The following is a 25,721-nucleotide window of genomic DNA, read 5'->3' as shown; positions in this document are numbered from 1 at the left end:
ATGAACGAGTTTCTGAAAGTTCTGCTGAACATTCGCAGCCTGCGTGCGGCCATCCGTGAATTGCCGTTTGAACAGCTGCAAGAAGCAAAAGAGAAGTTCGATCTGGTATATAACGAGCGCGCCGATTCTGTTGAACAGGAGCGTGCCGAGCAGGAAGAGCGTCAGCGCAAGCTGAACGAGTTCACCGAAATGCTGCAGCAGGCCGGTATCGATCCCCGTGAACTGCTGAACAGCGCTGCCGCCCCGGCTGCCGCTGCCGGCGCAACCAAGAGCAAGCGAGCTCCGCGTCCTGCCAAGTACAAGTACCAGGAAGATGGCCAGGAGAAGACCTGGACCGGTCAGGGCCGTATGCCCAAGGCCATTGCCGAGCAAGTTGCGCTGGGCAAGGATCTGAATGATTTCCTGATCTGATCCCTTCGGTCGATCATGAATGATGCCGCCCATGAGGCGGCATTATTATTTGTGCTCATTGAAAGCCGCCCCTGTCAATTCCCCATGCTGTTTTATCCGACTGGTTTTTGTCGCATGATGTCACCCCTATTTGTTGCCGCCTGATTGAACGATTAATTTCCAGTTGGCTGGTTTTTTCATCACCGACATCGTTTTTATGGTGTGACTGGCTGCTTTCTTCTCCTCCTGTTGCTGGACTCATATAGCCCGTCAAGTATTAGGTAGGTCATTCCAGGGCGATACCATCGGCATTAAGAGATCGCCTGTTTCGGGCGCCTTGCCCCTCACTTTGGTTGTTGTCCATGGCATTAATCGGTCTGCCCACTGTCAGCGACCTGATTGGACGAACCACAGCGTATTACCCCGGTTGTTTTATTGCGGCAGGCGCCGGATACCTGCGCACTTTTTATGGGAAAGAGATGCCTTGGGCATTTAATCGGTGGTATGGCGGGGAGATTGGAAAAGGAGAGTGGGGAAATAATAAGGCTCCCGTTACGGGAGCCTTATTCACCCTATGGATTCAACTTGCCAGCTGGGCTGGCCAGCGAACAGGGTCCGGCCGGGGCTGTCCCGGATATTGGCGGCGCCGCTCGACGGCATCCGCCAGCATGGCGAGCAGGGTCTGGGTATCGTCCCAGCACAGGCAGGCATCGGTGACCGACTGGCCATAGACCAGTTCGCTCAGCGGGGCCGGTTTCTGGCTGCCACCCTGCAGGAAGCTCTCGACCATGACGGCGGCGATGGCGTCGCTGCCTTCTGCCAGCTGGCGGCAGAGCTCTCCCGCCACCCGGATCTGGTTCTTGTGCAGCTTCTGGCTGTTGCCATGGCTGCAATCCACCATCAGTCGGGGGGGGAGCCCCTGCCGTGCCAGCCGCTCGGCCGCCTCTTCCACGTCGCTCTGGTGGTAATTGGGGCGGGTGCCGCCGCGCAAAATGATATGGCCGGCCGGGTTGCCTTCACTCTTGATCACCACCATGCCGCCCTGGCTGCCGGGGGCGGTAAACAGGTGGGAGGCTTCGCTCGCCTGAATGGCATCGATGGCCACCCGGATGTTGCCGTCCGTCCCGTTCTTGAAGCCGACGGGGCAGGGCAGGGCCGAGGCCAGCTGCCGGTGAACTTGCGACTCGGTGGTGCGGGCACCGATCGCCCCCCAGCTGATGAGATCGGCCAGGTAGAGGAAGCTGGTGGTATCGAGAAACTCGGTGGCGGTGGCCAGCCCCAGCTGGTTGATGTCGAGCAGCAGCTGGCGCGCGAGCCGCATGCCGTGGTTGATGTCGTTGCTGCCATCCAGATGGGGATCGAACACCAGCCCCTTCCAGCCCACCGTGGTGCGGGGCTTCTCGAAATAGGTGCGCATCACTATCTGCAGCCGATCCTGATAGGCGTGGGCCAGCGAGGCCAGCCGTCTGGCATAGTCGAGGGCGGCGAGGGGATCGTGGATGGAGCAGGGGCCAATCACCACCAGCAGGCGATCGTCCTCTCCTGCCAGGATCCGGCGAGCCTGCTGGCGGTGCTGGTCGATCCGGGTCGCCAGCTCGGCGGGACAGGGATGAAGTGCCAACAGGTCGGCAGGAGTGGGGAGTGCCTCCACCGCGAAGGCGCGCATTACCGAGTTTAAAACTGCCATCTGGATTACCTTGCTGTGCATAGGAGTGAGTGACGTGCACTCCACACCGGAACCCGGACGGGAGCTGCAATGGGGCGTCATCACCTGTTATTGTTGAGAGTGATTATCATTATCTTGTTGTCGGCCGCAAATGCAAGCACAACCGAGTGGCACACCAGAATGGGGGGAGAGCGCCGGCGGGCAAGGCCGCTCCAATGGCAATCAAGCCCATGACCAGCAGGCCATGGGCTTGATATTTCAGGACAAAATCAGCTGATTCAGCTGTCCATCACGTCGTGACGGGCATGGTGATAGGCCTCTTCATCCTTGCCGTAGCGCCAGTAGGGCACGGCGTAGACCCGGGTGCGATCCACCTCGAGCGTGCGCCGTACGTGGCGGCGCATGGGGACCACCAAGCCCTCTTCCCCGCCAAACCAGAAGTAGCTCTGTTGCTCCTCCAGCGGCAGGGCGGTGAAGTACTTCACCAGCGGCGCCGTCTGCTCGGGGGTGCCGACAAACCAGCGCAGGCTTACCCCGGCGGGCAGCGACAGATCCTGCACATCTTCCTGATAGGGCACCAGCAGGGCGATGTGGCCGCGGGCATCGGCAGGCATCACCTCAATCATGGCGCTGATGGCGGGCAGGGCGGTGAGATCCCCCACCATGTAGTAGTAACTGGCCGGTTGCAGCATGGGATCCGGGCCACCCGGGCCCGAGATGGCCAGCAGATCGCCCGGCTTGGCCTGGCTGGCGAAACGGCTGGCGGGGCCGCCATCATCGTGCAGGGCGAAGTCGATATCCAGCTCCAGCGCCTCGCGGCGAAACGCGCGAATGGTGAAGGTGCGCATGATGGGACGCTGGCTCGGGTCTTCCCAGCGCGGCCCCTGCGGGGTGGGGGTGGGCAGCACGGCATGGGCCTGACCCGGCTGGGGCAGCATGATCTTGATATGGGCGCCGCCACAGGTGAAGGGGTAGTCAGCGAGCTCCGGGCTGGTCAGGCAGATCCGGCGCAGGTGCGGGCTCACATCCTGAATGTGCTTGACCGTGAGCAGGCGGGGGCGGTTGACCGGGGCGGACTGGGACATGGGCATACTCCTGACTGATAATGGCGCCCATTCTTCATTAAATGAAAATTATTATCAATTGGTTTGTGTGACAGAGTCAGAGAGGGGAAAGCGAAGGGAAGTTCAGTGGCGTGCAGAAAAATAGCCCCCCCTCGCCATGGGGCGAGGGGGGGGCTCTGGCTCAGGGGCGATCGCTGCCCCCCAGCGCCTTGTAGATCCTGGCCATGGTGTTGAGCTGCTCCTTCTGCTGGCCGAGCAGGGCGAGCTCGGCGTCCCACAGCCGGTTCTGTTCATCCAGCCAGGGTTGTACCCCGGTGGCGCCGGCCTGGTAGCGGGCTCTCGCCAGCCGCTCCGCCTCTTTGGCAAAGTCCAGCTGCTCGGCCAGGTAGCTCAGGCGTTGCTCGCCGTGGTGGCGGGCGGTCAGACCATCCTCCACCTCCACCAGCGCGCCGTAGAGCTGCTTGCGAAACTCCGCTTCGGCTATCTGGTAATCGAGCTCGGCGCCGGCGATGGCGAGCCGGGTCTTGTTGTACTCGAGGAAGGGCAGCGCCAACGTGGCGCTCAGGGTGCCCACCGGGTTTTGCAGCACCTGGGTCAGGGTGTCCGAGCTGCTGTTGGCGCCGCCGGTCAGCTTCAATGTGGGGTAGAGACCGGTGCGGATCTCGTCCCCCTTCGCCAGGGTCTTGCGCAGGCGCAGCTCGGCGGCACGCACGTCGGGACGCCGCGCCAGCACGTCGGCCGGAATGCCGACCGCCAGGGTGGGGATGGCGGCCGTCGGCAGCGCCTTGGGCTCGAACGCCAGCGGACCGCTGCTGCGACCGAGCAACAGGCGCAGGGCATTGCGGGCCTGCTCCTGCTGCATCAGGAGCGAGCTGAGCTCCGCCTGCTTGCCGGCCTTCTGCTGGCTGGCCTGCACCAGATCGAGCCGGGTCACGGCGCCGGCCCGGTACTTGGCCTGGGTCAGCTGCTCGGCGCGCTCATAGTTGGCGAGCTGCTGCTGGCCCAGGGTAATGGCCGAGCCGAGGTAGGCCAGCTGCCAATATTGCTCGAGCGCCTTGCCGATCAGCATCAGGCGAGTGGCGGCCAGATCCTGGGCGGACGCCTCGGCCTCCCAGCTCGCCTGATCCCGCACCGAGGCGAGCCGGCCCCACAGATCCACCTCGTAGCCGAGGGTCAGGGAGGGGCCCATGCTGCCTTCACTCTTGCCGCTTTTCAGATTCTTGGTGCCATTGCCGCCGAGGCTGGCATCGAGCGAGGGGGTCAGGTTGGTGTCGGCCAGATCGGCACTGAGCAGGGAGCTGCGCAGGCGCAGGCCGGCGACCTGCATGTCCGGGTTGGCAGCCAGCACGGCCTCGATCAGCCGATTGAGCTCGGGATCGTGGAAGCCCTGCCACCAGGGGCCGGCCAGCTGGCGGGTGAGACCGTCCTCCGGTTGCTGCCAATGGTCGGCCAGTGCCAGCTCCTGCCGCTGATAGCTGCTCTGCTGACTGCAGGCGCCGAGGCCGAGCGCCAGGGTGAGGCAGAGCCCCAGTTTGGATAAGTGGTACATCGTCATTCCCTCGCCAGCGCCTCGACCGGATCGAGCCGGGCGGCATTGCGGGCGGGCAGATAGCCAAACAGGATCCCGATGAGCGAGGAACAGCCAAACGCCATCAGGATGGAAAAGAGCGAGAAGTGCATCTGGATGCTCTCCACGAACAGAGAGAAGAGCAGGCCGATGAAGAGGGAGACCCCCACCCCGAGCATGCCCCCCAGCAGGCTCACCATCACCGCTTCGATCAGAAACTGCTGCAGTATGTCCGACTGGCGGGCACCGACCGCGATGCGGATGCCGATCTCGCGGGTGCGCTCCACCACCGATACCAGCATGATGTTCATCACCCCGACGCCGCCGACGATGAGGGAGATCACCGCGATGGCGGAGACCAGCAGGGTCATGGTGGCGGTGGTCTTCTCCACCGACTTGATGATGCTGTCGCTGCTGAAGGTGAAGAAGTCCTTCACCCCGTGGCGCTGGGTCAGCAGCTCGATGGCGGCCTGTTCGGCCAGCGCCGGTTGCACCCCGTCCTTGACCCGGATGGTGAGCTGGCTGAAGTGGTTCTGGGAGATGAGGCGGCTCATCACGGCGCTGTAGGGCAGCCAGACGTTCACCGACTGGCCGCTGCGGCCAAACCCGGTCTCCTCTTCCACCACGCCGACGATGCGCACCGGCAGGGTGCCGACCAGCACCACCTGACCGACGGGATCCTGTTTGCCGAGCAGGCTCTCTATGGTCTTGCCGTCCACCACCGCCACCGCGGTCCGATTCTGGATGTCGCGCTCGTCAAACAGCCGGCCGTTGGTGAGTTTCATCCCCTTGACCCGGAAGAAGTCGCTGCCGACCCCGACTATGCTGCCGCTGTTGGTCTTGTTGCGATAGCGCAGCTGGCCGGAGGCGGCGATCTGGGGGCTGGCCCCTTCCAGGTAGGGTTGGCCGAGCAGGGCGTCGAGATCCCGCTTGTTGAGGGTCTGGATGCTGGCGGCCTTCTCGTCCCCCCAATCCTTGCCGGGGAAGATGTCGATGGTATTGGTGCCCATGGCGTTGATCTGGTCGATCACCTTGGCACGGGCCCCCTGGCCGAGCGCCACCACGCTCACCACGGCGGCGATGCCGATGATGATGCCGAGCATGGTGAGGAAGGTGCGCATGCGATGGGCCAGCATGGCGTGCAGCGCCATGCGTGCCGCTTCCCGGTAACGATCCCAGTCGTGGCCAGCCCCTTCCTTGCCGGCGGGGGTGGCGGTCGGGGTCACGGGGGCGGCGGCCGGTTTGCGGCCGCTGTCCTCCTGCACCCGGCCATCCTTGAGAGTGATGATCCGGTCGGCGTGGCTGGCCACCTCCATGTCGTGGGTCACCAGGATGATGGTGTGGCCCTGGGCGTGCAGCTCCCTGAGGATGGCCATCACCTCCTTGCCGCTCTGGCTGTCGAGGGCCCCGGTGGGTTCGTCCGCCAGGATCACCTCGCCGCCGTTGGCCAGCGCCCGGGCGATACTGACCCGCTGCTGCTGGCCGCCGGAGAGCTGGCTCGGGGTGTGATGGCTGCGCTCGCTGAGCCCCAGTCGCGCCAGCAGTGCCTGGGAGCGGGCCTGGCGCTCGGCCCGTGGTGTGCCGGCGTAGACGGCCGGGATCTCCACGTTGGCGGCGGCATTGAGGTGCGGCAAGAGGTGGTAGCGCTGAAAGATGAAGCCGAAGTGGTGACAGCGCAGTCTGGCGAGGGAGAGGGCGTCCAGGGTGGCGGTGTCCTGGCCGCGGAACAGGTACTGGCCGCTGCTCGGCCGATCGAGGCAGCCGAGCAGGTTCATCAGGGTCGACTTGCCGGAGCCGGAGGCACCGACGATGGCGATCATCTCCCCCGCCTCGATGGCGAGATCGAGGGGATGGAGCACGGTCACTTCCTGCTCTCCGCTCTGGTAGCGCCGCTCGATCCCCTTGAGCTGGATCAGAGGCTCGCTCACAGCATGATCTCCACGTCATTGCCGCTGACCGGCGAACCCTGGTTCAGGGTGACCTTCTCCTGTTCGCTCAGGCCGCTGACCACCTCCACCTTGATGTCATCCTTCATGCCGGTCTTGATGCGGCGAGTCTCCTTCTGGTCATCCTCCTTGAGCAGGGTGACCTCGTACTCGTTCTCCCCGAGCTTCTTGCCAAGGGCGGTCTGCGGAATGGTCAGCACCTGCTTGCGCTCGCCGAGCACTATGGTGACCTGGGTGGTCATGGCGACCCGCAGGGTGTGATCCGGGTTGGGCACGTCGAACAGGGCGTAGTAGTAGACGGCGGCGTTGTTGGTGGCCGTGGTGCTGGTGGCCTGCTCATTGATGTTGGTGGGGGCCAGCTCGACGGTGCGCAGGGTGCCGTGGTAGCGGGTGTCCGGATCCCCCATCAGGGTGAAGTAGACCGGCATGCCGGCCTTGACCCGGGTGACGTCCGCTTCGGAGATCTGCGCCTTGACCGTCATGGTCTCCAGGTTGGCGAGCTTGAGCAGGGTCGGTACCGTCTGGCTGGCGGCCAGGGTCTGCCCCTGGCGGGTCACTATGCTGACGACGGTGCCATCCATGGGCGCCTGAATGCGGTTGTAGCCGAGCTCCGTCTTGGCTCGCTCCACCTTGATCTGGGCATTGTCGACCTCAGCCAGCGCGCCTTGCAGCTCGGCTCTGGTCACGGCCAGCTGGGCTTCGGCGCTCTCCAGATCGGCGCGCGAGCTCGCCTCCTGCCTGAACATCTGCTGCTGGCGACGCCAGCTCAGCTCGTTCTGCTTGAGCTGGGCCTGCTTGATCTTGAGCTGGGCGCGGCGGCTGGCGAGATCCGCCTCGGCGGTCTTGAGGTTGTTCTGGGCGATCAGCGGATCGATCTCGGCCAGCAGGTCTCCCTGCTTGACCTTCTGACCTGCCTCTACCGCCAGATAGGTGACCTGGCCCGAGACTTGGGCACCGACGTCTACCTGCTCGATGGCCTGCAACACACCGCTGGCCAGTACGGTCTGCTCCACGTCCTGGCGGGTCACCTCGGCGGTCAGTACCGGCTCGGGTGCCTTGCTCGGCCAGGCCAACCAGCCGATGGCGAGCACGGGCACGAGGGCGAGCAGGGCAATTTTTCTCTGCTTGGGAGTGATGTTCATTTTTCACCTGAAAGAAGCGAACGAAGGCGTGCAAGGGCAACATCCTGCAGCAAACGAGGCTCAAAAAACAGTGATGAATATGTAAGAAAACATGTAGATAGTCTTGTCACTAGCGTGCCCTGGCCGGGCTTCCTGGCGAGCAGACGGGGCGGGGGGCAGCGGGCGAAAAAGCCCGCTGCGGGCGGTCATTCTGGCACCCGGCCTGAGTCGGCGGGGGCCGGTCGTCAGCCGACGGCCTTGAGTTGTTCGGCGTAGGGCTCGTGGCAGATCTGGATGTCGAGCGGCAGCTTGTAGATGAGCAGGCGGGCCAGGGATCCCTCCATCCAGTGGTGACGGCTGCCGACCAGCAGCAGATCCATCGGGTGAGTGGCCAGCCAGCGTTTCAGGTCGGGCACCACGTCATCGACCACCAGGCACTGGTAATCCACCGGGTGTTGCAGGGTGGTGATGAGCTCGCTGATGATGGCCTTGGCGTCCAGCGTACCCTGGGCGCTGCGCTCCTCTTCCGACAGCGAGAGGCTGTTGCGGCGCATCTTGCTGCTGTGGGTCAGGTGCAGCAAGGTGAGCTCGCCCCCCATTCCTTGTGCCAATTGACTCGCTTTGGCCAGCGTCTCCTGCTCGTAATCCTTGCCTTCCAGCAACAGCACGATATTGGTTGAGGTCATAAGCAGTTCTCCCTTGGCATGGTGCGGGTCACCCGGGACAAATGGCCTGTCCCAGATCACTGTGTACCCGCTCTGTGTCGCATAGCACGAACCTGTCCCTGTGGCTGCCGGTGTCAGCGGGTGTCGCTGATGCAGCGCCAGGGCATGTTCGTTTACATCATCATAACAGACTGAGTTGAATGGAAAATGAAGGAAAAGCGGGGCTGGACGGGCAAATGACGTGCGAGCCGTCAAAAGTGTGAGCAAAGCAGGGATTGGCCCCTCTCTGGAACCATGCCGGAGGGGGTTGGCTGGCAGATGGCAAGATCACAAGAGAGAGGGCGGGACGGGTGAGCAAAACGGCGAGTCCGGCGTGAAGTGGGACTCGCCGGGTCAGAGTGGCTTGCCCGCCAGATAGCTCGTCAGCCAGGGCAGCCCCTCTTTCTTGCGACTGACGGCGCCAATCAGTTGGATGGGGTGGGCGGGCAGGATGCCGTTGCTGGCGAAATGGAGCTGGCTGCCCCCCTGAGCCAGGTCGGTCAGCATCAGGACATAGGCATCCAGCCCATCCTCTGCCAGCCGCAGCTGCATGGCTTGTTCCAGCTCCGCCTGCCGGCTGTGCAGCTGACCCGGATCCATCACGCAGATCTGGCTGACATAGAGCTGGTAACCGGCGATCCGGTACGCCTTCTCGTCGGCGGCGAGCAGCTCGGCCATGGGGGCGTCACCGAGCTGGGTGCGGCGCTCCAGCAGGGTCTGGGCAAATGGCTCCAGCGCCAGATCCGCCTGCGGCAGCAGGGCATGGACGGCGGCGCGATCGCGCGCCGTGGTGGTGGGCGAGGTGAGGCTGAAGGTATCGCTGATGATGGCCCCGAGCAGCAGGCGAGCCTGGGCGCGGGAGAGGGTATGGTAACCCATCAGCTCCAGCAGCACGGTGGCGCTGCAACCCACGGCCCGGATCCAGGCATCGAGCGGCCCACGGGTAATGAGAGTGCCGATGCGGTGGTGGTCGATGAGGCCCTGCACGTCGGCCTCTGCCAGTCCATCCGGCCCCTGCTCCAGCTCGCTGAAATCCACCAGGAACACCTCTTTGTTGGCCACGCTGCCCTGCAGCAGGGGCGGGGCGGCGACGCCGGCGGTTTCCAGAATGAAGCGGGTTTCAGCGATGGGCTCGCCGAGGGCATAGGCCTGGGCAGGGCGGCCCTGGCGATTGAGCCAGTCGGCAGCCACCAGGGCGGTACAGATGCTGTCGCTATCGGGATTCTTGTGACCAAACACGTGGAGCATGGTGCCATTCCTGCGGTTGATGACGTACCTGAGGCAAGATCAAGTATGCGGGGCAAACGGGAAAACAGGGGGTTGCCCTGCTCTGGATTCACTCTATGCGCCGTCCCCGCTCATGGCAACCGGCGCAGGCCGCTCTGCGGCGGGCGAGACCCTGTTGTAAAAGGGGTGGGCACACTTGCTGCTGAATCGTCTTGGGGCTGGGTAGGGAGGCAGACCTGGGCAGCAGATTAGGGCAGGGAGGCAAACTCGGACAGGGAAACAAGCGGAAGGAGATAGCTGTGTGGCAAGCGCCGGGGGATCGCCCATGGCCGCAAGGTTCACGCTGCAAGAGGTGGACAGGGGGATGGGCAAGCAAGGAGATTAGGCCGTGTCTCGATATGAGCGAGAGGCTATGAGGCTTTGATCCGGTCAGGCAGGCTGTGACCATTCAAACCGCCAGGGAGTGATCTCTCCAGGATATGGCAACGGCGGCGCGGTGATGATGCACCCGCCGCGGCGCCGCAAACCGCCGTTGCCAGCTGGCGGGGTTACGCGGGGAACCTGATGAGTGGGCCCCGCGTGCAGCTGGCTGACCTTTGCCTCAGCAGGCCAGCAGTTCGCGGGCGTTGGCCAGGGTGTTGTCGGTGATCTGATCGCCCCCCAGCAGACGGGCCAGCTCGTTGAGACGGGCACTTTGATCCAGCGCCTGCATCTGGGTCTCGGTGGTCTTGCCGTCGGTGTGCTTGCTCACCACCATGTGCTGGTGCCCCTTGCCTGCGACCTGGGGCAGGTGGGTGACCACCATCACCTGGGTCGATTCACCCAGCTGGCGCAGCAGGCGTCCTACCACGGCGGCTGTGGGGCCACTGATCCCCACGTCCACTTCATCGAAGATGAGGGTCGGCGTCGAGATCTTGCGGGCGCTGATCACCACGATGGCGAGGCTGATACGCGACAGTTCGCCGCCGGAGGCCACCTTGCCGAGCGGCTGGATGGGCTGGCCTGGGTTGGTGGTGACCATGAACTCCACCCGGTCGATGCCGAGCGGTGATAGGCTGCTCTGAGCATCGGGGCGCACCTCGATGGCGAAGCGGCCGTCCGGCATCGCCAGCTCGTGCATGCTGGCACTCACCTTGGCGCCGAGCTCCTCGGCATAGCGCTGGCGACTCTGGCTCAGGGCCTCGGCGGCCTGCACGAAGGCCAGGCGGGCCTCGGCCAGCTCGTCTTCCATCCCCTCCAGCCGCTCTTCGTCTGAGTTGAGGCGCGCCAGATCGGCGGCCAGCTCCTGATGGTGCAGGGCCAGCTCCGCCGGTTTGACGTGGTGCTTGCGGGCCAGGTTGATGGCTTTGGAGAGGCGGCTCTCCAGCTCGTTGAAGCGCTCTGGATCCAGCTCCAGCCGGTCCAGGTAGCTGCGCAGCTCGCTGTGGCTCTCCTGCACTCCTATCAGGGCCTCGTTGAGCATGCCGAGCACGTCGCCCAGCCGGCTGTCCATGGCGACCAGCCCCTCGGCCCGATCGACGACAGTCTGCAGCAGACCGGCGATGGTGGTCTCCTCGTTGTCATAGAGCAGATCCAGACAGGCGCCGCACTCCTGCATCAGCTCGGTGCCGTTGGCCAGGCGCTGATGCTCCTCTTCAATCTCTTCAAACTCCCCCGGTTGCAGCGCAAATTCATCCAGCTCCTGTACCTGGTATTCGATGAGCTGGCGGCGGGCCTCCCGTTGCTGCTGCTCGGCCTTGAGCCGGTTGAGCTCGTTCTGCAACTGGCGCCACTGCTGGTAGTGGCGGCGCACCTCATCGAGCAGCAGATGGTGGCCGGCGTAGCCATCGAGCAGGGCGAGCTGGTAATCGGGCTTGAGCAGCATCTGGTGGGCATGCTGGCCATGGACGTTGACCAGCAGCTGGCCCAGGTTCTTGAGCTGGGTGAGGGGCACGGGCACGCCGTTGATGTAGCTGCGCGAGCGCCCCTCGGCGGAGATAACCCGCCGCACTATGCATTCCCCTTCGTTTTCAAGCTCGTTGGTGGCCAGCCAGGCGCGGGCGGTCGGGTTGCCGTCCAGCAGGAAGCGGGCGCTGACCTCGCTCTTGTCACTGTCCGGTCGCACCATGCCGGCTTCGGCACGCTCCCCCAGGCACAGGCCCAGGGCGTCGATGGCGATGGATTTACCCGCCCCGGTCTCACCCGTGATGCAGGTCATGCCCGGTTGCAGATCGAGTTCGAGAAACTTGACGATGGCGAAGTTGTTGACGGTCAGCTGGGTCAGCATGGTCTCATCCTGTATGGGCCAACATTACTGTGTATGCATCCAGTATATACTGGTTTTCCATACAGTAAAGATGTCGCCGCGGGACTGAATGCAAAACGGCCCGCGTCAGGGGCCGTATTGTGAGGACAGGGAGTGCAGGGCTGGGGATCAGAACAGCTTGCTGCCCCAGCCGAGCTTGTTGCGCAGCACGTGGAAGTAGCTGTAATCCAGCGGATGCACCAGATGCAGCTTGTGGCTGCTCTTCTTGATGAGGATCTCGTCCCCCGGGTGGACCGCCAGGGTCACCTGACCGTCGCAGCTCACCTGCATGGCGTCGTCCTGATTGTCCGGTGAGACCAGCAGCCGCACCTCGCTGTCGGCGTCCAGCACGATGGGGCGGCTGCTCAGGGTGTGCGGGAACATGGGCACCAGCGTGATGGCGTTGAGCTTGGGGGTGAGGATGGCGCCGCCCGCCGACAGGGAGTAGGCGGTGGAGCCGGTGGGGGTGGCCACTATGATGCCGTCCGAGCGCTGGCTGTACATGAAGCTACCGTCGATGTAGACCTCGAACTCGATCATGTGGGCAATCTTGCCCGGGTGCAGCACCGCCTCGTTGACCGCCAGGTTGTTGGACTTGCGCTCGCCGTGGCGATAGACCGCCGCCTCCAGCAGGAAGCGATGCTCGCTCTTGTAGTGGCCGCACAACACCTGCTCCAGTGGCAGCAGGTAATCCTGCGGCGAGAGATCGGTGAGAAAGCCGAGGTTGCCCCGGTTCACCCCGATCACCGCCACGTCGAAGCGCGACAGTACCCGCGCCGCCCCCAGCATGTTGCCGTCACCACCGACCACGATGGCGAGATCCGCCTGCTGGCCCAGTTGCACCAGGTCCATCACGTTCTCGTCCATGATGCCGAGGGCGTGGGCCACCCGGCTCTCTACCAGCACCCGAAAACCGCGGGTGGTCAGGTATTGATGCAGGCCGGTCAGGGTCTGGTTGGCCCCTTCGTGGTGGGGCTTGCCAATCAGGGCGATGGTTTTGAACGGAGAATCCATGGTCTGTCGGGTCTGGGATGAGTATTGGGGGGAGTATACCGCGCTTTGGGGGGGATTTGTCTGCTGCCGGCGTGTCCGCTTGCGCCATGGGGCGGGAAAAGGCCGTAAATTGCCTGTCGCGTCACCTCCTTGGCGATAATGGCGCCCTTTTCCCCCTTGAAAGCCAGGGATCCATCCCCATAATAGCGCCAACATAGTCGGCCCGTTGCCGTCCGGTCGCGCAACCGGAGAACGGACCCTCATAAGTAACCCGCAATTGGAGATGTCATGAACCACGAAGAACAAAAGGTTGAAGCGATGGAGCAAGTGGAAGCCCAGCCAGTCGAGCCGACCGATGTAGACAGTGAAGTGACAGCCGAGCAGGCCCGCATTGCCGAGCTGGAGGCGCAGCTGGAAGCTGCCCAGCAAGCCTCTGCCGAAGAGCGCGAGCGCGCCATTCGTGCCGTCGCCGAGATGGAGAACCTGCGTCGTCGCGCGGCGCAGGACGTGGAGAAGGCGCACAAGTTCGCGCTGGAGAAGTTCGCCGCCGAGCTCTTGCCGGTGCTGGACAACATGGAGCGCGCCATCGAGCTGGCCGACAAGGAAAACGACGCCCTCAAGCCGATGATCGAAGGGGTCGAGCTGACCCTGAAATCCATGCAGAGCGGCGTGGCCAAGTTCGGTCTGGCGGCGCTGGATCCGACCAACCAGCCGTTTGACCCCAACGCCCATCAGGCGATGAGCATGGTGCCGAGTGCCGACGTGGCGCCGAACACCGTCATCGCCGTGATGCAGAAAGGCTACGAGCTGAACGGTCGGGTGATCCGTCCGGCCATGGTCATGGTATCCAAGGCCGTCGACTGAGTCGGCGCTTGATGCCCAGGCCCGCCGCTTGGCGGGCTTTTTGTTGTGTATCCCTGCGGTGCGTCATGGCCCGGCCATGACAAAAGGTGGGGTTTTTGCAGGGCGGGGCTTGAAGTGGCCACTTGCGACCCCATATAGGATGCAAGGCCACGGCGGCACAAAAAATTTGATGCCGGGAGCTTGAAAGCCAGATTGGCAGGCCCCACCTAGCCGTTAACGCATTAAGGCGAGCCCCTCGCCAGTTTATTCAAAGTATTTGGAGATTCGTCAAATGGGTAAAATCATCGGTATTGACCTGGGTACTACCAACTCCTGCGTCGCTATTCTGGATGGCGACCATGCTCGCGTGATCGAGAACGCGGAAGGCGACCGTACTACTCCGTCCATCATTGCCTATGCCGATGACGGCGAAATCCTGGTTGGTCAGCCGGCCAAGCGTCAGGCCATCACCAACCCGAAGAACACGCTGTTCGCCATCAAACGTCTGATCGGCCGTCGTTTCGAAGATGACGAAGTACAACGTGACCTGAAAATCATGCCGTACGCCATCGCCAAGGCCGACAACGGTGACGCCTGGGTCGAGGTGAAAGGCAAGAAAATGGCACCGCCGCAGATCTCTGCCGAAGTGCTGAAAAAGATGAAGAAGACCGCCGAAGACTACTTGGGCGAGCCGGTCACCGAAGCCGTCATCACTGTTCCGGCCTACTTCAACGACGCCCAGCGTCAGGCTACCAAGGATGCCGGTCGCATCGCCGGTCTGGATGTAAAACGCATCATCAACGAACCGACTGCCGCGGCTTTCGCCTACGGCGTCAACAAGGTCAAGGGCGAGCGCAAGGTCGCCGTGTATGACTTAGGGGGCGGTACCTTCGATATCTCCATCATCGAGATCGACGAAGTGGAAGGCGAAACCACCTTCGAAGTACTGGCGACCAACGGTAACACCCACCTGGGTGGTGAAGACTTTGACAACCGCGTCATCAACTACCTGGTTGACGAGTTCAAGCGCGAGCAGGGCATCGACCTGCGCAACGACCAGCTGGCCCTGCAGCGTCTGAAAGATGCCGCCGAGAAAGCCAAGATCGAGCTCTCTTCCGCCCAGCAGACCGACGTCAACCTGCCGTACATCACTGCCGATGCCACCGGTCCGAAGCACATGAACATCAAGGTGACCCGCGCCAAGCTGGAATCCCTGGTGGAAGACATGGTTAAGGACTCTCTGGAGCCGGTTCGTGTCGCCCTGAAAGACTCCGGTCTGGCAGTTGGCGAGATCGACGACGTGATCCTGGTTGGTGGTCAGACCCGTATGCCGCTGGTTCAGAAGACCGTTGCCGAGTTCTTCGGCAAAGAGCCGCGCAAAGACGTCAACCCGGACGAAGCCGTGGCCATGGGTGCTGCCATCCAGGGTGCCGTGCTGTCCGGTGACAAGACCGACGTACTGCTGCTGGACGTTACCCCGCTCTCTCTGGGTATCGAAACCATGGGCAGCGTGATGACTGCGCTGATCGAGAAGAACACCACCATCCCGACCAAGAAGTCCCAGGTGTTCTCCACTGCCGAAGACAACCAGTCTGCCGTGACCATTCACGTGCTGCAGGGTGAGCGCAAGCGCGCCAGCGACAACAAGTCTCTGGGCCAGTTCAACCTGGAAGGCATCCGTCCGGCTCCGCGTGGTCTGCCGCAGATCGAAGTGACCTTCGACATCGATGCCAACGGTATCCTGCACGTCTCTGCGAAAGACAAAGAGACCAACAAAGAGCAGAAGATCACCATCCAGGCTTCCTCTGGTCTGTCTGATGACGAGATCGAGCGCATGGTACGCGAAGCCGAAGCCAACGCTGCCGAGGACAAGAAGTTCGAAGAGCTGGTGCAGGCTCGCAACCAGGCTGATGGTCTGGTCCACTCCGTGCGCAAGCAGGTTACCGAAGCCGGTGAAGCCCTGCCTGCCGACGACAAGACCAAGGTTGAAGCTGCGCTGAGCGAGCTGGAAACCGCCATCAAGGGCGACGACAAGGCCGTTATCGAGGCCAAGCAGCAGGCGCTGCTGGAAGCGTCCCAGAAGCTGATGGAGATTGCCCAGCAGCAGGCTCAGGCGCAAGGCGCCGCCGGTGCTGACGCCGGTCAGTCCTCCTCTTCTGCCAAGGCTGACGACGACGTGGTCGACGCCGAGTTCGAAGAAGTGAAAGACGACAAGAAATAAGCCCGACCCAGATGGGCGAAGTCCGCTTCGCCCATCGGCTCAGAATCTGTTCACGGTCTGTCACGAGAGGCCGTCAGCAAGGTAAAGCGCAGCGCAGGAACCGGAGTGTATGTGAATACATGAGCACTCTTGGTTACAAACAAGCGAGCTGCACATGAGCCTTGATCACGGCTTCGTAGTAAGAGTGTGAGCAGATTCGTCAATGAATTTACGGGCGTTGGGTAACCAACGCCCGTCTGCGTAACTGCTGATATAGCAACAGGATAAGTATGTCGAAGCGCGATTTCTACGAAGTGCTGGGGGTATCGAAAGATGCCGACGAGCGCGAGATCAAGAAGGCGTACAAGCGTCTGGCCATGAAGTATCACCCTGATCGCAACCAGGGGGATGCCGGTGCCGAAGAGAAGTTCAAAGAGGTCAAGGAAGCTTACGAGATCCTGACCGATGCCAACCTGCGTGCCCGCTATGACCAGTACGGCCACGCCGGCGTGGATCAGAGCCAGGGTGGCGGTGGCCACGGTGGCTTTGGCGGTGGCGCCGATTTCGGCGACATCTTCGGCGACGTGTTTGGCGATATTTTCGGTGGCAGCCGTGGTGGTGGCCGTCGCGGCCCGGCCCGTGGCTCCGATCTGCGCTACACCATGGAGCTGACCCTGGAAGAGGCGGTGCGCGGGGTCTCCAAGGAGATCAAGGTACCGACTCTGGTCCACTGTGAAGTGTGCAACGGCTCGGGAGCCCACACCGGCAGCTCTGCCCAGACCTGCCCGACCTGCCACGGCTCCGGCCAGGTGCAGATGCGTCAGGGCTTCTTTGCAGTGCAGCAACCCTGCCCCCACTGTCACGGTCGCGGCAAGATCATCAAGGATCCGTGCCGCAAGTGCCATGGCGAGGGTCGCTACCAGAAGACCAAGACCCTGTCGGTCAAGATCCCGGCTGGCGTCGACACTGGCGATCGCATCCGCCTCTCCGGCGAAGGGGAAGCGGGGGAGGCCGGCGCACCGGCGGGCGATCTGTACGTACAGGTGCACGTCAAGGAGCACGAGATCTTCGTGCGTGACGGCAACAACCTCTACTGCGAAGTGCCCATCAGCTTTACCGCGGCAGCCCTCGGCGGCGAGATCGAAGTGCCGACCCTGGATGGTCGGGTCAAGCTCAAGGTCACTCCTGAGACCCAGACCGGCAAGATGTTCCGCATGCGGGGCAAGGGCGTGAAGTCCGTGCGCTCCGGCCAGGTGGGGGATCTGATGTGCAAGGTGGTGGTGGAGACCCCGGTCAAGCTGACCGAGCAGCAAAAAGAGCTGCTGCGTCAGCTGGATGAATCCTTCAGCGGTGCTGCCGCCAAGACCCACAAGCCGAAATCGGAAGGCTTCTTCGAAGGGGTGAAACGCTTCTTCGACGATCTGACCAGCTGATGTTCGCGACCCAGATATCAAGAGCCGGCCCTGTGCCGGCTCTTTTTTTGCCCCGGCTTTAGCAAGATCCCCGCTTATTGAGTGGATCCCGATGAGGGATCTTCCTCACAACTTCCGCCAATTCCTGCTGTACGAATGTTATCCCGCTCACACTTGAGCTGAAACGGTTTAGCTAGTGTATTGAGTTAGCTAAATTGGTTTAGCTATGCTCTCGTCGTCGATAACAACAGCGCCCGGACGGGCGACAGATGACAGGTGAGGACGATGACGATGTGCAAGTACAAGTTGGCGCTGGCGGTAGCGCTGGGATTGGGGATGAGCAGCCCGCTGTGGGCGGCGGATGGCGGTATCGAGGCCCGTCTGGCGGCGCTGGAGGCACGGGTGCAGGCGGCCGAGGCGCGCGCCAACGCCGCCGAAGCGCGGGCCGATGAGGCCCAGAGCAAGGCAAACGAAGCCCGCGAGACGGCCGTGGTGGCCAAGGCCCAGAGCGAGAAGGTGGACAAGCAGACCGCCGGGGCCCAGGGTTTCGAGTTCCACGGCTATGCCCGCTCGGGCCTCTTGGTCAACGGCAATGGCAACGGCGGTCGCGGCGGCCCCTACATCACCCCGGCCGGCTCGGTGGGCGGCGCCGTGGGTCGCCTTGGCAACGAGGATGACACCTACATGGAGGCCAATCTGCTGAAGACCCAGACCTTCGCCGATGGCAGCTGGGCCCGCTACAAGCTGATGCTGGCGGACGGGGTGGAGACCAGCAACGACTGGACCGCCAGCGATTCCAGCCTCAACACCCGCCAGGTGTTTGCCGAGATAGGCGATCTGGCGAGCTTCGACGGTCCCTTCAAGCATGCTGTGTTGTGGGCGGGCAAGCGCTTTGACCGGGACAACTTCGACATCCACTGGCTCGACTCGGACGTGGTGTTCCTGGCCGGCACCGGCGGCGGCGTCTACGACGTGCAGCTGGCTGACAGCTGGAAGGCGAACTTCTCCCTCTACGGGCGCGACTACGGTGACATCAGTGCGAGCGGTCTCTCCGACATCGAGAGCTACATCCTCACCATGAACAACCGGGTCGGCAACTGGCAGTGGATGCTGAACGGCCTGTCGGCCAAGGACAACGAGGCGCGTATCAACGACGGCGGCGCCGGCAGCGAGGCGGCGAACAAGGGGGCGCATACCCTGCTGGCCTACCACGCCGACAGCTTCTTTGGCATCAACCCCGGCTTCTCCAAGGCGGCCGTGCTGTATGGCCACGGCCTGGGTGCCGAACTCAAGGGGCTGGGTTCCGACAGCGAGCTGCTGGCGGACGCCGATGCGGTGCGAGTCGCCGTGTTTGGCGCCACCGATCTTGCGCCCCGCTGGCGTATCGCCCCGGCCCTGCTGGCCGAGCAGAGCAAGGATCGTTACGTGAAGGGGGACGAGTACCGCTGGGTGACCCTCAATGGCCGGTTGGCCCAGGTGCTGAGCCAGAACGTCGAGCTGGTCTACGAGGCCACCTGGCAGTACATGGATCTCGATCCCAAGGGCTACAAGGGGCGTCAGGCGGTGAGCGGCGACTTCACCAAGCTCACCTTCGCGCCCACCTTCAAGGCGCAGACCGCCGGCTTCTTCGAGCGGCCCGAGTTGCGGATATTCGCCACCTTGATGGACTGGTCCTCCGAGCTCGACCACTACGCCAGCACCGATGCCATGGGCCAAAGCAACTTCACCGCCGGCGGCGAGTGGAACTTTGGCGTGCAGATGGAAACCTGGTTCTAGTTCGTTATCCCGATCACAAAAATGGCAGCCGGCGTCGGGATCTGTTGGTTGGCTAAAACGGTTTAGCTGATAATGCCAGCCAACAAAACAGAGTCCGGGTTTGACAGTCGATCCGATGCAGCAGTGGAGTAGCAAGGTGACGAATCGTGTGTGGGTAATGGGGGATGCGGTGGTGGACTTGATCCCGGAAGGGGAGCAGCACTACCTCAGGTGTCCGGGCGGCGCGCCGGCCAACGTGGCGGTCGGGGTGGCCCGGCTTGGCGGGGCGTCGGCCTTTATCGGCCGGGTCGGCGCCGATCCCTTCGGCCGCTTCATGGCCGATACCCTGGCCAGCGAAGGGGTCGACACCCGTCACTTGATCCAGGATCCGGCCTATCGCACCAGCACGGTGCTGGTGGAGCTCGATGAGGCAGGGGAGCGCAGCTTCACCTTTATGGTGAGGCCCAGCGCGGATCAGTTCCTGACACCCGCCGATCTGCCGGTCTTCCAGGCCGGGGAGTGGCTGCTCACCTGCTCCATCGCGCTCGCCAACGAGCCGGTGCGTGGCAGTTGCCTGCAGGCCATGGCAGCTATCAAGGCGGCAGGTGGCCGGGTCTGCTTCGACCCCAACCTGAGGTCCGAGGTGTGGGGCAACCCCGCCGAGATGCTGCCCGTGGTGCGCGAGGCCATCGCGCAGGCGGACGTGGTCAAGCTCTCGCTGGAGGAGCTGCAACTGCTAAGCGGTCTGGACGATCTGGCAGCTGGGCTCGCCACCATTTCAGGCCCGGTACTGGTGCTGGTGACCCGGGGGGCGGCCGGCGTGGTGGCTCGTCTCGGCGGCGATCTGCTGGAGTGGGTGGGGCCCAAAGTGACGCCCATCGACACCACGGGGGCGGGGGATGCCTTTGTCGCCGGTCTGCTGGCGGCCTTGGCCGAACGGACCTCGCTGCCCGCTCTGGATGAGCTGCCTGCCATCCTGGCCCGGGCCCACGGCTGCGGGGCGCTGGCTACCACCGCCAAGGGGGCGATGACGGCGCTGCCGAGTCGCATCGAACTGGATGCCTTTTTGCGATCGGGTGCAAGCGGCTGTTGATCCGCGGCTAGAAGCCCGGGTCGACAGACCCTACTCTCATGTGACATGGGCCTGCCGATGGCGGGCCATAAGAGGAAGAATATGAATATCAGTGCGATAGCCAAGGATCTGGTGCCCCTGCTCGGGGGCAAGGAGAACATCGTCAGCGCCGCCCACTGCGCCACCCGGCTGCGGCTGGTGCTGGCGGACGACAGCAAGGTGAACAAGGCCGCCATCGACAAGCTGGAGGGGGTCAAGGGGTGCTTCAGCAACGCCGGCCAGATCCAGGTGATCTTCGGCACCGGCCTGGTCAACAAGGTCCATGCGGAGTTCGTGGCCCTGACCGGCACCGGCACCGCCAGCAAGGCGGAGCTGACCGACCTGGCGACGGCCAAGCTCAACGTGGCCCAGCGTCTGGCGCGGACCCTCTCCAACATCTTCGTGCCCATCATTCCGGCCATCGTCGCCTCCGGCCTGCTGATGGGGCTGCTCGGCATGGTGCGCACCTATGGCTGGGTCAACGCCGACAGCGCGCTGTTCATCATGCTGGACATGTTCAGCTCGGCGGCCTTTGTCATCCTGCCGATCCTCATCGGGTTCACCGCGGCGCGCGAATTCGGCGGCAACCCCTATCTGGGGGCGACCCTCGGCGGCATTCTCACCCACCCGGCCCTGACCAACGCCTGGGGCGTGGCGGGGGGCTTCAAGACCATGGACTTCTTCGGGCTCGATGTCGCCATGATCGGCTATCAGGGCACTGTCTTCCCGGTGCTCTTGGCGGTCTGGTTCATGTCCCACCTGGAGAAACAGCTGAGAAGGCGCGTCCCCGATGCCCTGGATCTCATCCTCACCCCGTTTTTGACCGTCATCATCACCGGCTTCGTGGCGCTGCTTTTCATCGGCCCCGCCGGGCGGGTGCTGGGGGATGGCATCTCCTTCGGCCTGAGCGCCCTCTATGAGCAGGCCGGCTGGCTGGCGGGCCTGGTGTTTGGCGGGACTTATTCGCTTATCGTCATCACCGGCATCCACCACAGCTTCCACGCCATCGAGGCGGGCCTGCTGGCGAACCCGGCCATCGGCGTCAACTTCCTGCTGCCCATCTGGGCCATGGCCAACGTGGCCCAGGGCGGTGCCTGTCTCGCGGTCTACTTCAAGACCCGGGACGTGAAGATCAAGGCCATCACGGTGCCGGCGGCCATGTCCTGCCTGCTCGGCATCACGGAGGCGGCCATCTTCGGGGTCAACCTGCGCTACATAAAACCCTTCCTGGCCGGCCTGTTCGGCGGGGCCTGCGGCGGCGCCTACGTGGTGGCGGCCAAGGTGGGGATGACGGCGGTGGGCCTGACCGGCATTCCGGGCATGGCCATCGTCCAGCCCATGAGCCTCATCCACTACGTCATCGGCCTGGTGATCGCCTTTGGCACCGCCTTCGCCGCCTCCTACCTGCTCAAGTACAAGGTGGAGTGATGAAGGAAAGCCATCTCCTCAAACAGGTTGTCCGGTCCCTGCTGGCCGGCCAGCTCAAGGCGGCGGCCGATCCCCATCGGCCCCGCTGGCACCTGGCAGCCCCGGTGGGGCTGCTCAACGACCCCAACGGCTTTATCGAGCACGGCGGGCGTTATCACCTCTTCTACCAGTGGAACCCGCTGGGTTGCGTACACGCCAACAAGGGCTGGGGCCACGTCACCTCCACCGATCTGCTGCACTGGCAGCACGAGCTGCCGGCCCTGCTGCCCATCGAGCCCTACGAGCAGAGCGGCTGCTACTCCGGCTCGGCGGTGAGCGACGAGCAGGGGCGCCTGACCCTGATCTACACCGGCAACGTCAAGTACCCGGACGGCAGCCGCACCGCCTACCAGTGTCTGGCGCGGGACGACGGCATGGGCGGCTTCGAGAAGCTGGGGCCCGTGCTGGACCTGCCCGAAGGCTACAGCGGCCACGTGCGCGACCCCAAGGTGTGGCACGACGGCCGGCAGTGGCTGATGGTGCTGGGGGCCCGCACCCTGGATGACAAGGGGGAAGTGCTGCTCTATCGCGGCGACACCCTGCAAAGCTGGCAGCGGGTGGGCCCCATCGCCGGTAGCGGGCGCGGTGGGCTTGGGGAGTTCGGCTATATGTGGGAGTGCCCGGACCTGTTTGCTCTTGGTGAGCGCCATGTGCTGATCAGCTGCCCCCAGGGCATAGCGCCCCAAGGAGAGGATTATCGCAACCTCTACCAGTGTGGCTGGCTGGCGGGCCACTTCGATGACACTCAGTTCGAGCACGGTGCCTTCCACGAGCTGGACCGAGGTTTCGAGTTTTACGCGCCCCAGACCACCCAGGACAGCCAGGGGCGCCGCCTGCTGTTCGCCTGGCTGGGGCTGCCCGAAGAGAACGAGATGAGCCAGCCTACCGTCGAGCACGGCTGGATCCACCAGATGAGCTGCCCGCGGGAGCTGTTCTGGCAAGGCGACTGGCTCTGCCAGCGGCCGGTGGCGGAGATTTCAGCCCTTAAGGGAGAGCAAACCCGCTTCGAGGGAGCGCCGGACGAGCTGCCTGCCCTGGCCATCGACTCGGCCTGGCTGGACCTGGCCTTGAGCGGGGAGGGACGCCTCGGGTTTGGCGCCGTGGCCGAGCTGGTGTGGCAGCCGGGGCGTCTTGTCCTGCGCCGCCAGAACTGGCAGAGCGGGGAGTGGGAGGAGCGATCCTGCCCCTGGCTGGGTGGCATGACCACTATCTTGTGCGATCGCTCCAGTCTCGAGTGTTTCGTGGATGGCGGTCGCCAGACCCTGTCTACCCGCTACTTTCCCGGTGAAAACCCAATACTTTCCGCACGTTGTGACGGTGATGACAGCAAAATTTGCCTCGATCACTGGCCGCTGGCGGCCTGCCTTGTACAATAGCCCGGTGTCAGTTTGCCGGGAGGTCAGGTGGAGAAGAAAAAACGGATCACGATTGCCCAGATAGCCACGCTCGCGGGGGTCTCCAAGGCCACCGCCAGCCTGGTGCTCAACGGCAAGAGTGCGGAGTACCGCATCGCCGACGATACCCGCAAGCGGATCCAGGCGGTGGCGGACGAGTGCCACTACCAGCCGAGCATCCATGCCCGCTCCCTGCGGGAGGCGCGCAGTTACACCTGGGGACTGGTCATCCCCGACCTCACCAACTTCGGCTTCGCCAGCATCGCCCGTGCCCTGGAGGCCCATTGCCGGGAGGCGGGGATCCAGCTGCTCATCGCCTGCTCCGAGGATGACCCCACCCTGGAGCAGCGGGTGGTGGACAACCTCATCAGCCGCCAGGTGGACGGCCTTATCGTCGCCTCCAGTGGCCACAGCGACGACATCTATGCCCGCATTCACGACCGCTTGCCGGTGGTGCAGCTCGACCGCCACATCGGCGAGTCGCGCCTGCCCATGGTGATCTCGGACGCCTGCAAGGCCACCGCCGAGCTGGTGCAGGACATGGCGGCCAGCTGCGGGGAGGAGATCTATTACTTCGGCGGCCTGCTGGATCTCTCCCCCAGCCGCCACCGGCTGGCGGGCTACGAGCTGGGGTTGCACCGCGCCGGGTTGGAGGCCACATCAGACCGGGTCCGTCACCGCGACTACCAGCCAAGCTCCGGCTATCAGCTGATGGCCGAGCTGGTGGCCGAGCTCGGGGCGCCGCCGAAGGGGCTCTTCACCGCCTCCTTCACCCTGCTCGAGGGGGTGCTGCGCTACCTCAACGAGGCGGGCCTGATGGAGACGGGGATGCGCCTGTGCACCTTCGACGATCACGATCTGCTCGACTGCATCCCCATGCGTATCGATTCCGTGGCCCAGGACTGCCCGGCCCTGGCCCGCGCCGCCTTCGAACTGATGCAACAGCTGATTGCGGGCAATCCCCCCACCCAGACCGCCCAGGTCATCCCCCCCAGGGTGCGCTGGCGCAGCCGTCGCTAACCCGGAAAGATGAAAAAGCCCCGCCAGTGCGGGGCTTTTTGCTGTGGGGCGAGGGCTCGCCTCAATCCGTGGTGCTGGCGCGCCAGAACACCTGCTTGATGTGAGGGTGGATGCCGAGTTTCACCATCAGGGCGTCGAGCTCGTCGCCATCGATGGAGGTGGCCAGCAGCACCGCCGAGATCTCCAGATCCCGCTCGCCGAAAGGCTCGATGTCGAGCTCGCTCAGCGGGTAGTTGGCCTGCTCCAGCATCTCTTCCAGCCAGTGCAGCACCTCCTTCTGGTATTCGCGCTGGGTGAGGGCCGTGACGCGGTAGGTCACCTCGGTGTCTGTATTGTCCACCGGGCGGCGGTTGATCTGGTTCACCAGCGGGCGCAGCAGGGTGTTGGCGGCCAGCACGAACAGGGCGCCGAGGATCGCCTCCATGGCCAGCCCGGCCCCGCTGGCGGCACCGACCGCGGCCACTCCCCACAGGGTGGCGGCGGTGTTGATGCCGCGGATGTTGCCGGATTCGCGCATGATGACGCCGGCGCCGAGAAAACCGATGCCGGAGACAATGTAGGCCACCACGTGCACCACCCCGTAGGTGCCGCCGTGCAGGTCATAGATGCGCTGGGCCAGGTTGACGAACAGGGCCGCGCCCACCGCTACCAGTACATTGGTGCGCAGGCCCGCGGTACGCTGACGATACTGACGCTCCAGCCCCACCAGACTGCCGAGTACGAAGGCGAGCAGCAGGCTGGCCAGGGTGTCGAGCAGGGAAATCATGTCCAATTGTTGCCACATTCTCATGGCGTACTCCTTCTGTTGCAGATGGCCTTCCTGAAGGCGGGCGAGGGTTCCCTTGCCTGATCCCCGTGCGTGAAGGCCATCACCTCATCAAAAAAACGCACGGAAAGCCCGGCCCGGCCATGCAGGATGGCGGGCTGGGCTGCGAAACGGATTGAAAGGGGCCAGCGTGGCTGGCCCCGGTTATGGCTTGCTCAATTGAGCGCCGGTTCGGGGTCGCGGCGCGGATGCAGCTCCCAGCGAACCGGGTGATGTACCCCCACCTGGTGCACGAACTGCACCAAGTAGCGCCGCTGGGGCGGGGTGCAGTGCAGATTGAGCACCAGCTCCCGCCCGCCGCTGCGACCGGGTCGCAGGGACTGCAAGGGGTGCAGGCCCGCCGGTTGCAGGGTGTGGTTCACCAGATCCAGCACCTGCTCCATGTCGGCCCGATCCTCGCAACGGATCTGCAGCCGGTAGTGGTGCTGGCGCCGTTTGCCACGCAGCCAGAGCGGCAACAGGCCGCGACCCAGTCTGCTCAGCAGGGGGTGAGTCCGGTTGGTTACGGACAGGGTTGAAATAAAACGCATAGCAGCCTCCTTGTGGGAAGCAGAAACTATGCAGGCATGGCGGCCATGGCTTTTGGCCAATGGTCACCAGACGTCAAGTGTAAAAAGAGAAGAGGGGAGTGGATTTCCGCTTCTCGCAGGGCTGCGAGCATGCGGCAGAGGATGACCTGCGGCTAGCTCGCGACCCGGGTACCGACGACGAGGGTCGGTCTACAACTGTCA

The 25,721-nt window shown here is 63.8% G+C and carries 21 protein-coding genes; 9 read left to right on the top strand and 12 right to left on the bottom strand.

The features are described 5' to 3' along the window. On the top strand, window positions 1-411 hold the full coding sequence (locus G5134_RS11820) for an H-NS family nucleoid-associated regulatory protein (RefSeq protein WP_005303032.1): 411 nt from the start codon (window positions 1-3) through the stop codon (window positions 409-411). Between the two features lie 55 nt (window positions 412-466). Here G5134_RS11820 and G5134_RS11815 read toward each other — a convergent pair whose 3' ends face one another. From G5134_RS11815 to nadK, 10 genes are all read right to left on the bottom strand, one after another. Then, window positions 467-652, bottom strand: coding sequence for a hypothetical protein (locus G5134_RS11815; RefSeq protein WP_201891893.1), 186 nt, complete (start codon window positions 650-652; stop codon window positions 467-469). Window positions 653-970: 318 nt separating this feature from the next. Next, window positions 971-2,077: a 3-deoxy-7-phosphoheptulonate synthase gene (locus tag G5134_RS11810; RefSeq protein WP_005303029.1), complete on the bottom strand. Its 1,107-nt coding sequence runs from the start codon at window positions 2,075-2,077 to the stop codon at window positions 971-973. A 257-nt stretch (window positions 2,078-2,334) separates the two neighbouring features. Beyond that, window positions 2,335-3,141: a siderophore-interacting protein gene (locus tag G5134_RS11805; RefSeq protein WP_421232023.1), complete on the bottom strand. Its 807-nt coding sequence runs from the start codon at window positions 3,139-3,141 to the stop codon at window positions 2,335-2,337. Between the two features lie 160 nt (window positions 3,142-3,301). Next, a complete protein-coding gene (locus G5134_RS11800; protein ID WP_421232022.1) occupies window positions 3,302-4,675 on the bottom strand; it encodes an efflux transporter outer membrane subunit in 1,374 nt (457 codons plus the stop codon). Then, on the bottom strand, window positions 4,672-6,615 hold the full coding sequence (locus G5134_RS11795) for a MacB family efflux pump subunit (protein WP_421232021.1): 1,944 nt from the start codon (window positions 6,613-6,615) through the stop codon (window positions 4,672-4,674). Before G5134_RS11795 ends, G5134_RS11800 begins: the two co-directional genes overlap by 4 nt. Continuing rightward, entirely contained in the window at window positions 6,612-7,775 is a 1,164-nt protein-coding gene (gene macA, locus G5134_RS11790) for a macrolide transporter subunit MacA (protein WP_017780716.1), read from the bottom strand. The genes G5134_RS11795 and macA overlap by 4 nt, the downstream gene beginning before the upstream one ends. Before the next feature lie 224 nt (window positions 7,776-7,999). Next, entirely contained in the window at window positions 8,000-8,440 is a 441-nt protein-coding gene (locus G5134_RS11785; RefSeq protein ID WP_005303019.1) for a universal stress protein, read from the bottom strand. A 372-nt stretch (window positions 8,441-8,812) separates the two neighbouring features. Continuing rightward, window positions 8,813-9,706, bottom strand: a complete 894-nt coding sequence (locus G5134_RS11780; protein WP_065016938.1) for a DHHA2 domain-containing protein — start codon at window positions 9,704-9,706, stop codon at window positions 8,813-8,815. A 580-nt stretch (window positions 9,707-10,286) separates the two neighbouring features. Beyond that, window positions 10,287-11,951, bottom strand: coding sequence for a DNA repair protein RecN (gene recN, locus G5134_RS11775; protein ID WP_065016939.1), 1,665 nt, complete (start codon window positions 11,949-11,951; stop codon window positions 10,287-10,289). 147 nt (window positions 11,952-12,098) lie between these two features. Then, window positions 12,099-12,983 (bottom strand): NAD(+) kinase, encoded by an 885-nt coding sequence (nadK, locus tag G5134_RS11770; RefSeq protein ID WP_005303013.1) that lies wholly within the window; start codon window positions 12,981-12,983, stop codon window positions 12,099-12,101. A 267-nt stretch (window positions 12,984-13,250) separates the two neighbouring features. On the opposite strand from nadK, the gene grpE reads away from it, so the two are divergent. The 8 genes from grpE to G5134_RS11730 all read left to right on the top strand — a co-directional run bounded on the left by grpE (window position 13,251) and on the right by G5134_RS11730 (window position 24,164). After that, window positions 13,251-13,826, top strand: coding sequence for a nucleotide exchange factor GrpE (grpE, locus tag G5134_RS11765; protein ID WP_005303011.1), 576 nt, complete (start codon window positions 13,251-13,253; stop codon window positions 13,824-13,826). A 271-nt stretch (window positions 13,827-14,097) separates the two neighbouring features. After that, on the top strand, window positions 14,098-16,026 hold the full coding sequence (dnaK, locus tag G5134_RS11760; protein ID WP_005303009.1) for a molecular chaperone DnaK: 1,929 nt from the start codon (window positions 14,098-14,100) through the stop codon (window positions 16,024-16,026). A gap of 269 nt (window positions 16,027-16,295) precedes the next feature. Next, window positions 16,296-17,438: a molecular chaperone DnaJ gene (dnaJ, locus tag G5134_RS11755; protein WP_005303007.1), complete on the top strand. Its 1,143-nt coding sequence runs from the start codon at window positions 16,296-16,298 to the stop codon at window positions 17,436-17,438. A 264-nt stretch (window positions 17,439-17,702) separates the two neighbouring features. Next, window positions 17,703-19,193, top strand: a complete 1,491-nt coding sequence (locus G5134_RS11750; RefSeq protein WP_082969896.1) for a carbohydrate porin — start codon at window positions 17,703-17,705, stop codon at window positions 19,191-19,193. 115 nt (window positions 19,194-19,308) lie between these two features. Next, window positions 19,309-20,265 (top strand): aminoimidazole riboside kinase, encoded by a 957-nt coding sequence (locus tag G5134_RS11745; protein ID WP_082969897.1) that lies wholly within the window; start codon window positions 19,309-19,311, stop codon window positions 20,263-20,265. A gap of 81 nt (window positions 20,266-20,346) precedes the next feature. Next, window positions 20,347-21,711, top strand: a complete 1,365-nt coding sequence (locus G5134_RS11740; RefSeq protein WP_065016942.1) for a sucrose-specific PTS transporter subunit IIBC — start codon at window positions 20,347-20,349, stop codon at window positions 21,709-21,711. Further along, window positions 21,711-23,126 carry a glycoside hydrolase family 32 protein gene (locus tag G5134_RS11735; RefSeq protein ID WP_065016943.1) on the top strand — a complete coding sequence of 472 codons (1,416 nt, stop codon included), beginning with the start codon at window positions 21,711-21,713 and terminating at the stop codon, window positions 23,124-23,126. The genes G5134_RS11740 and G5134_RS11735 overlap by 1 nt, the downstream gene beginning before the upstream one ends. Before the next feature lie 27 nt (window positions 23,127-23,153). Next, complete coding sequence (locus G5134_RS11730) at window positions 23,154-24,164, top strand: substrate-binding domain-containing protein (RefSeq protein ID WP_065016944.1); 1,011 nt, start codon at window positions 23,154-23,156, stop codon at window positions 24,162-24,164. Window positions 24,165-24,225: 61 nt separating this feature from the next. On the opposite strand, the gene G5134_RS11725 is transcribed toward G5134_RS11730, so the two are convergent. Both G5134_RS11725 and G5134_RS11720 read right to left on the bottom strand, forming a co-directional pair. Next, complete coding sequence (locus tag G5134_RS11725) at window positions 24,226-24,954, bottom strand: MgtC/SapB family protein (protein ID WP_005302996.1); 729 nt, start codon at window positions 24,952-24,954, stop codon at window positions 24,226-24,228. A 191-nt stretch (window positions 24,955-25,145) separates the two neighbouring features. After that, a complete protein-coding gene (locus tag G5134_RS11720) occupies window positions 25,146-25,520 on the bottom strand; it encodes a hypothetical protein (RefSeq protein ID WP_017780708.1) in 375 nt (124 codons plus the stop codon). Between the last annotated feature and the right edge of the window lie 201 nt (window positions 25,521-25,721).

Origin of the sequence: Aeromonas sp. 600276 (assembly GCF_049175815.1) — a bacterium.
Lineage (GTDB): Bacteria > Pseudomonadota > Gammaproteobacteria > Enterobacterales > Aeromonadaceae > Aeromonas > Aeromonas dhakensis.
The sequence above is the reverse complement of the archived record's forward strand: the minus strand, read 5'-3'. Positions and strand labels throughout refer to the sequence as shown.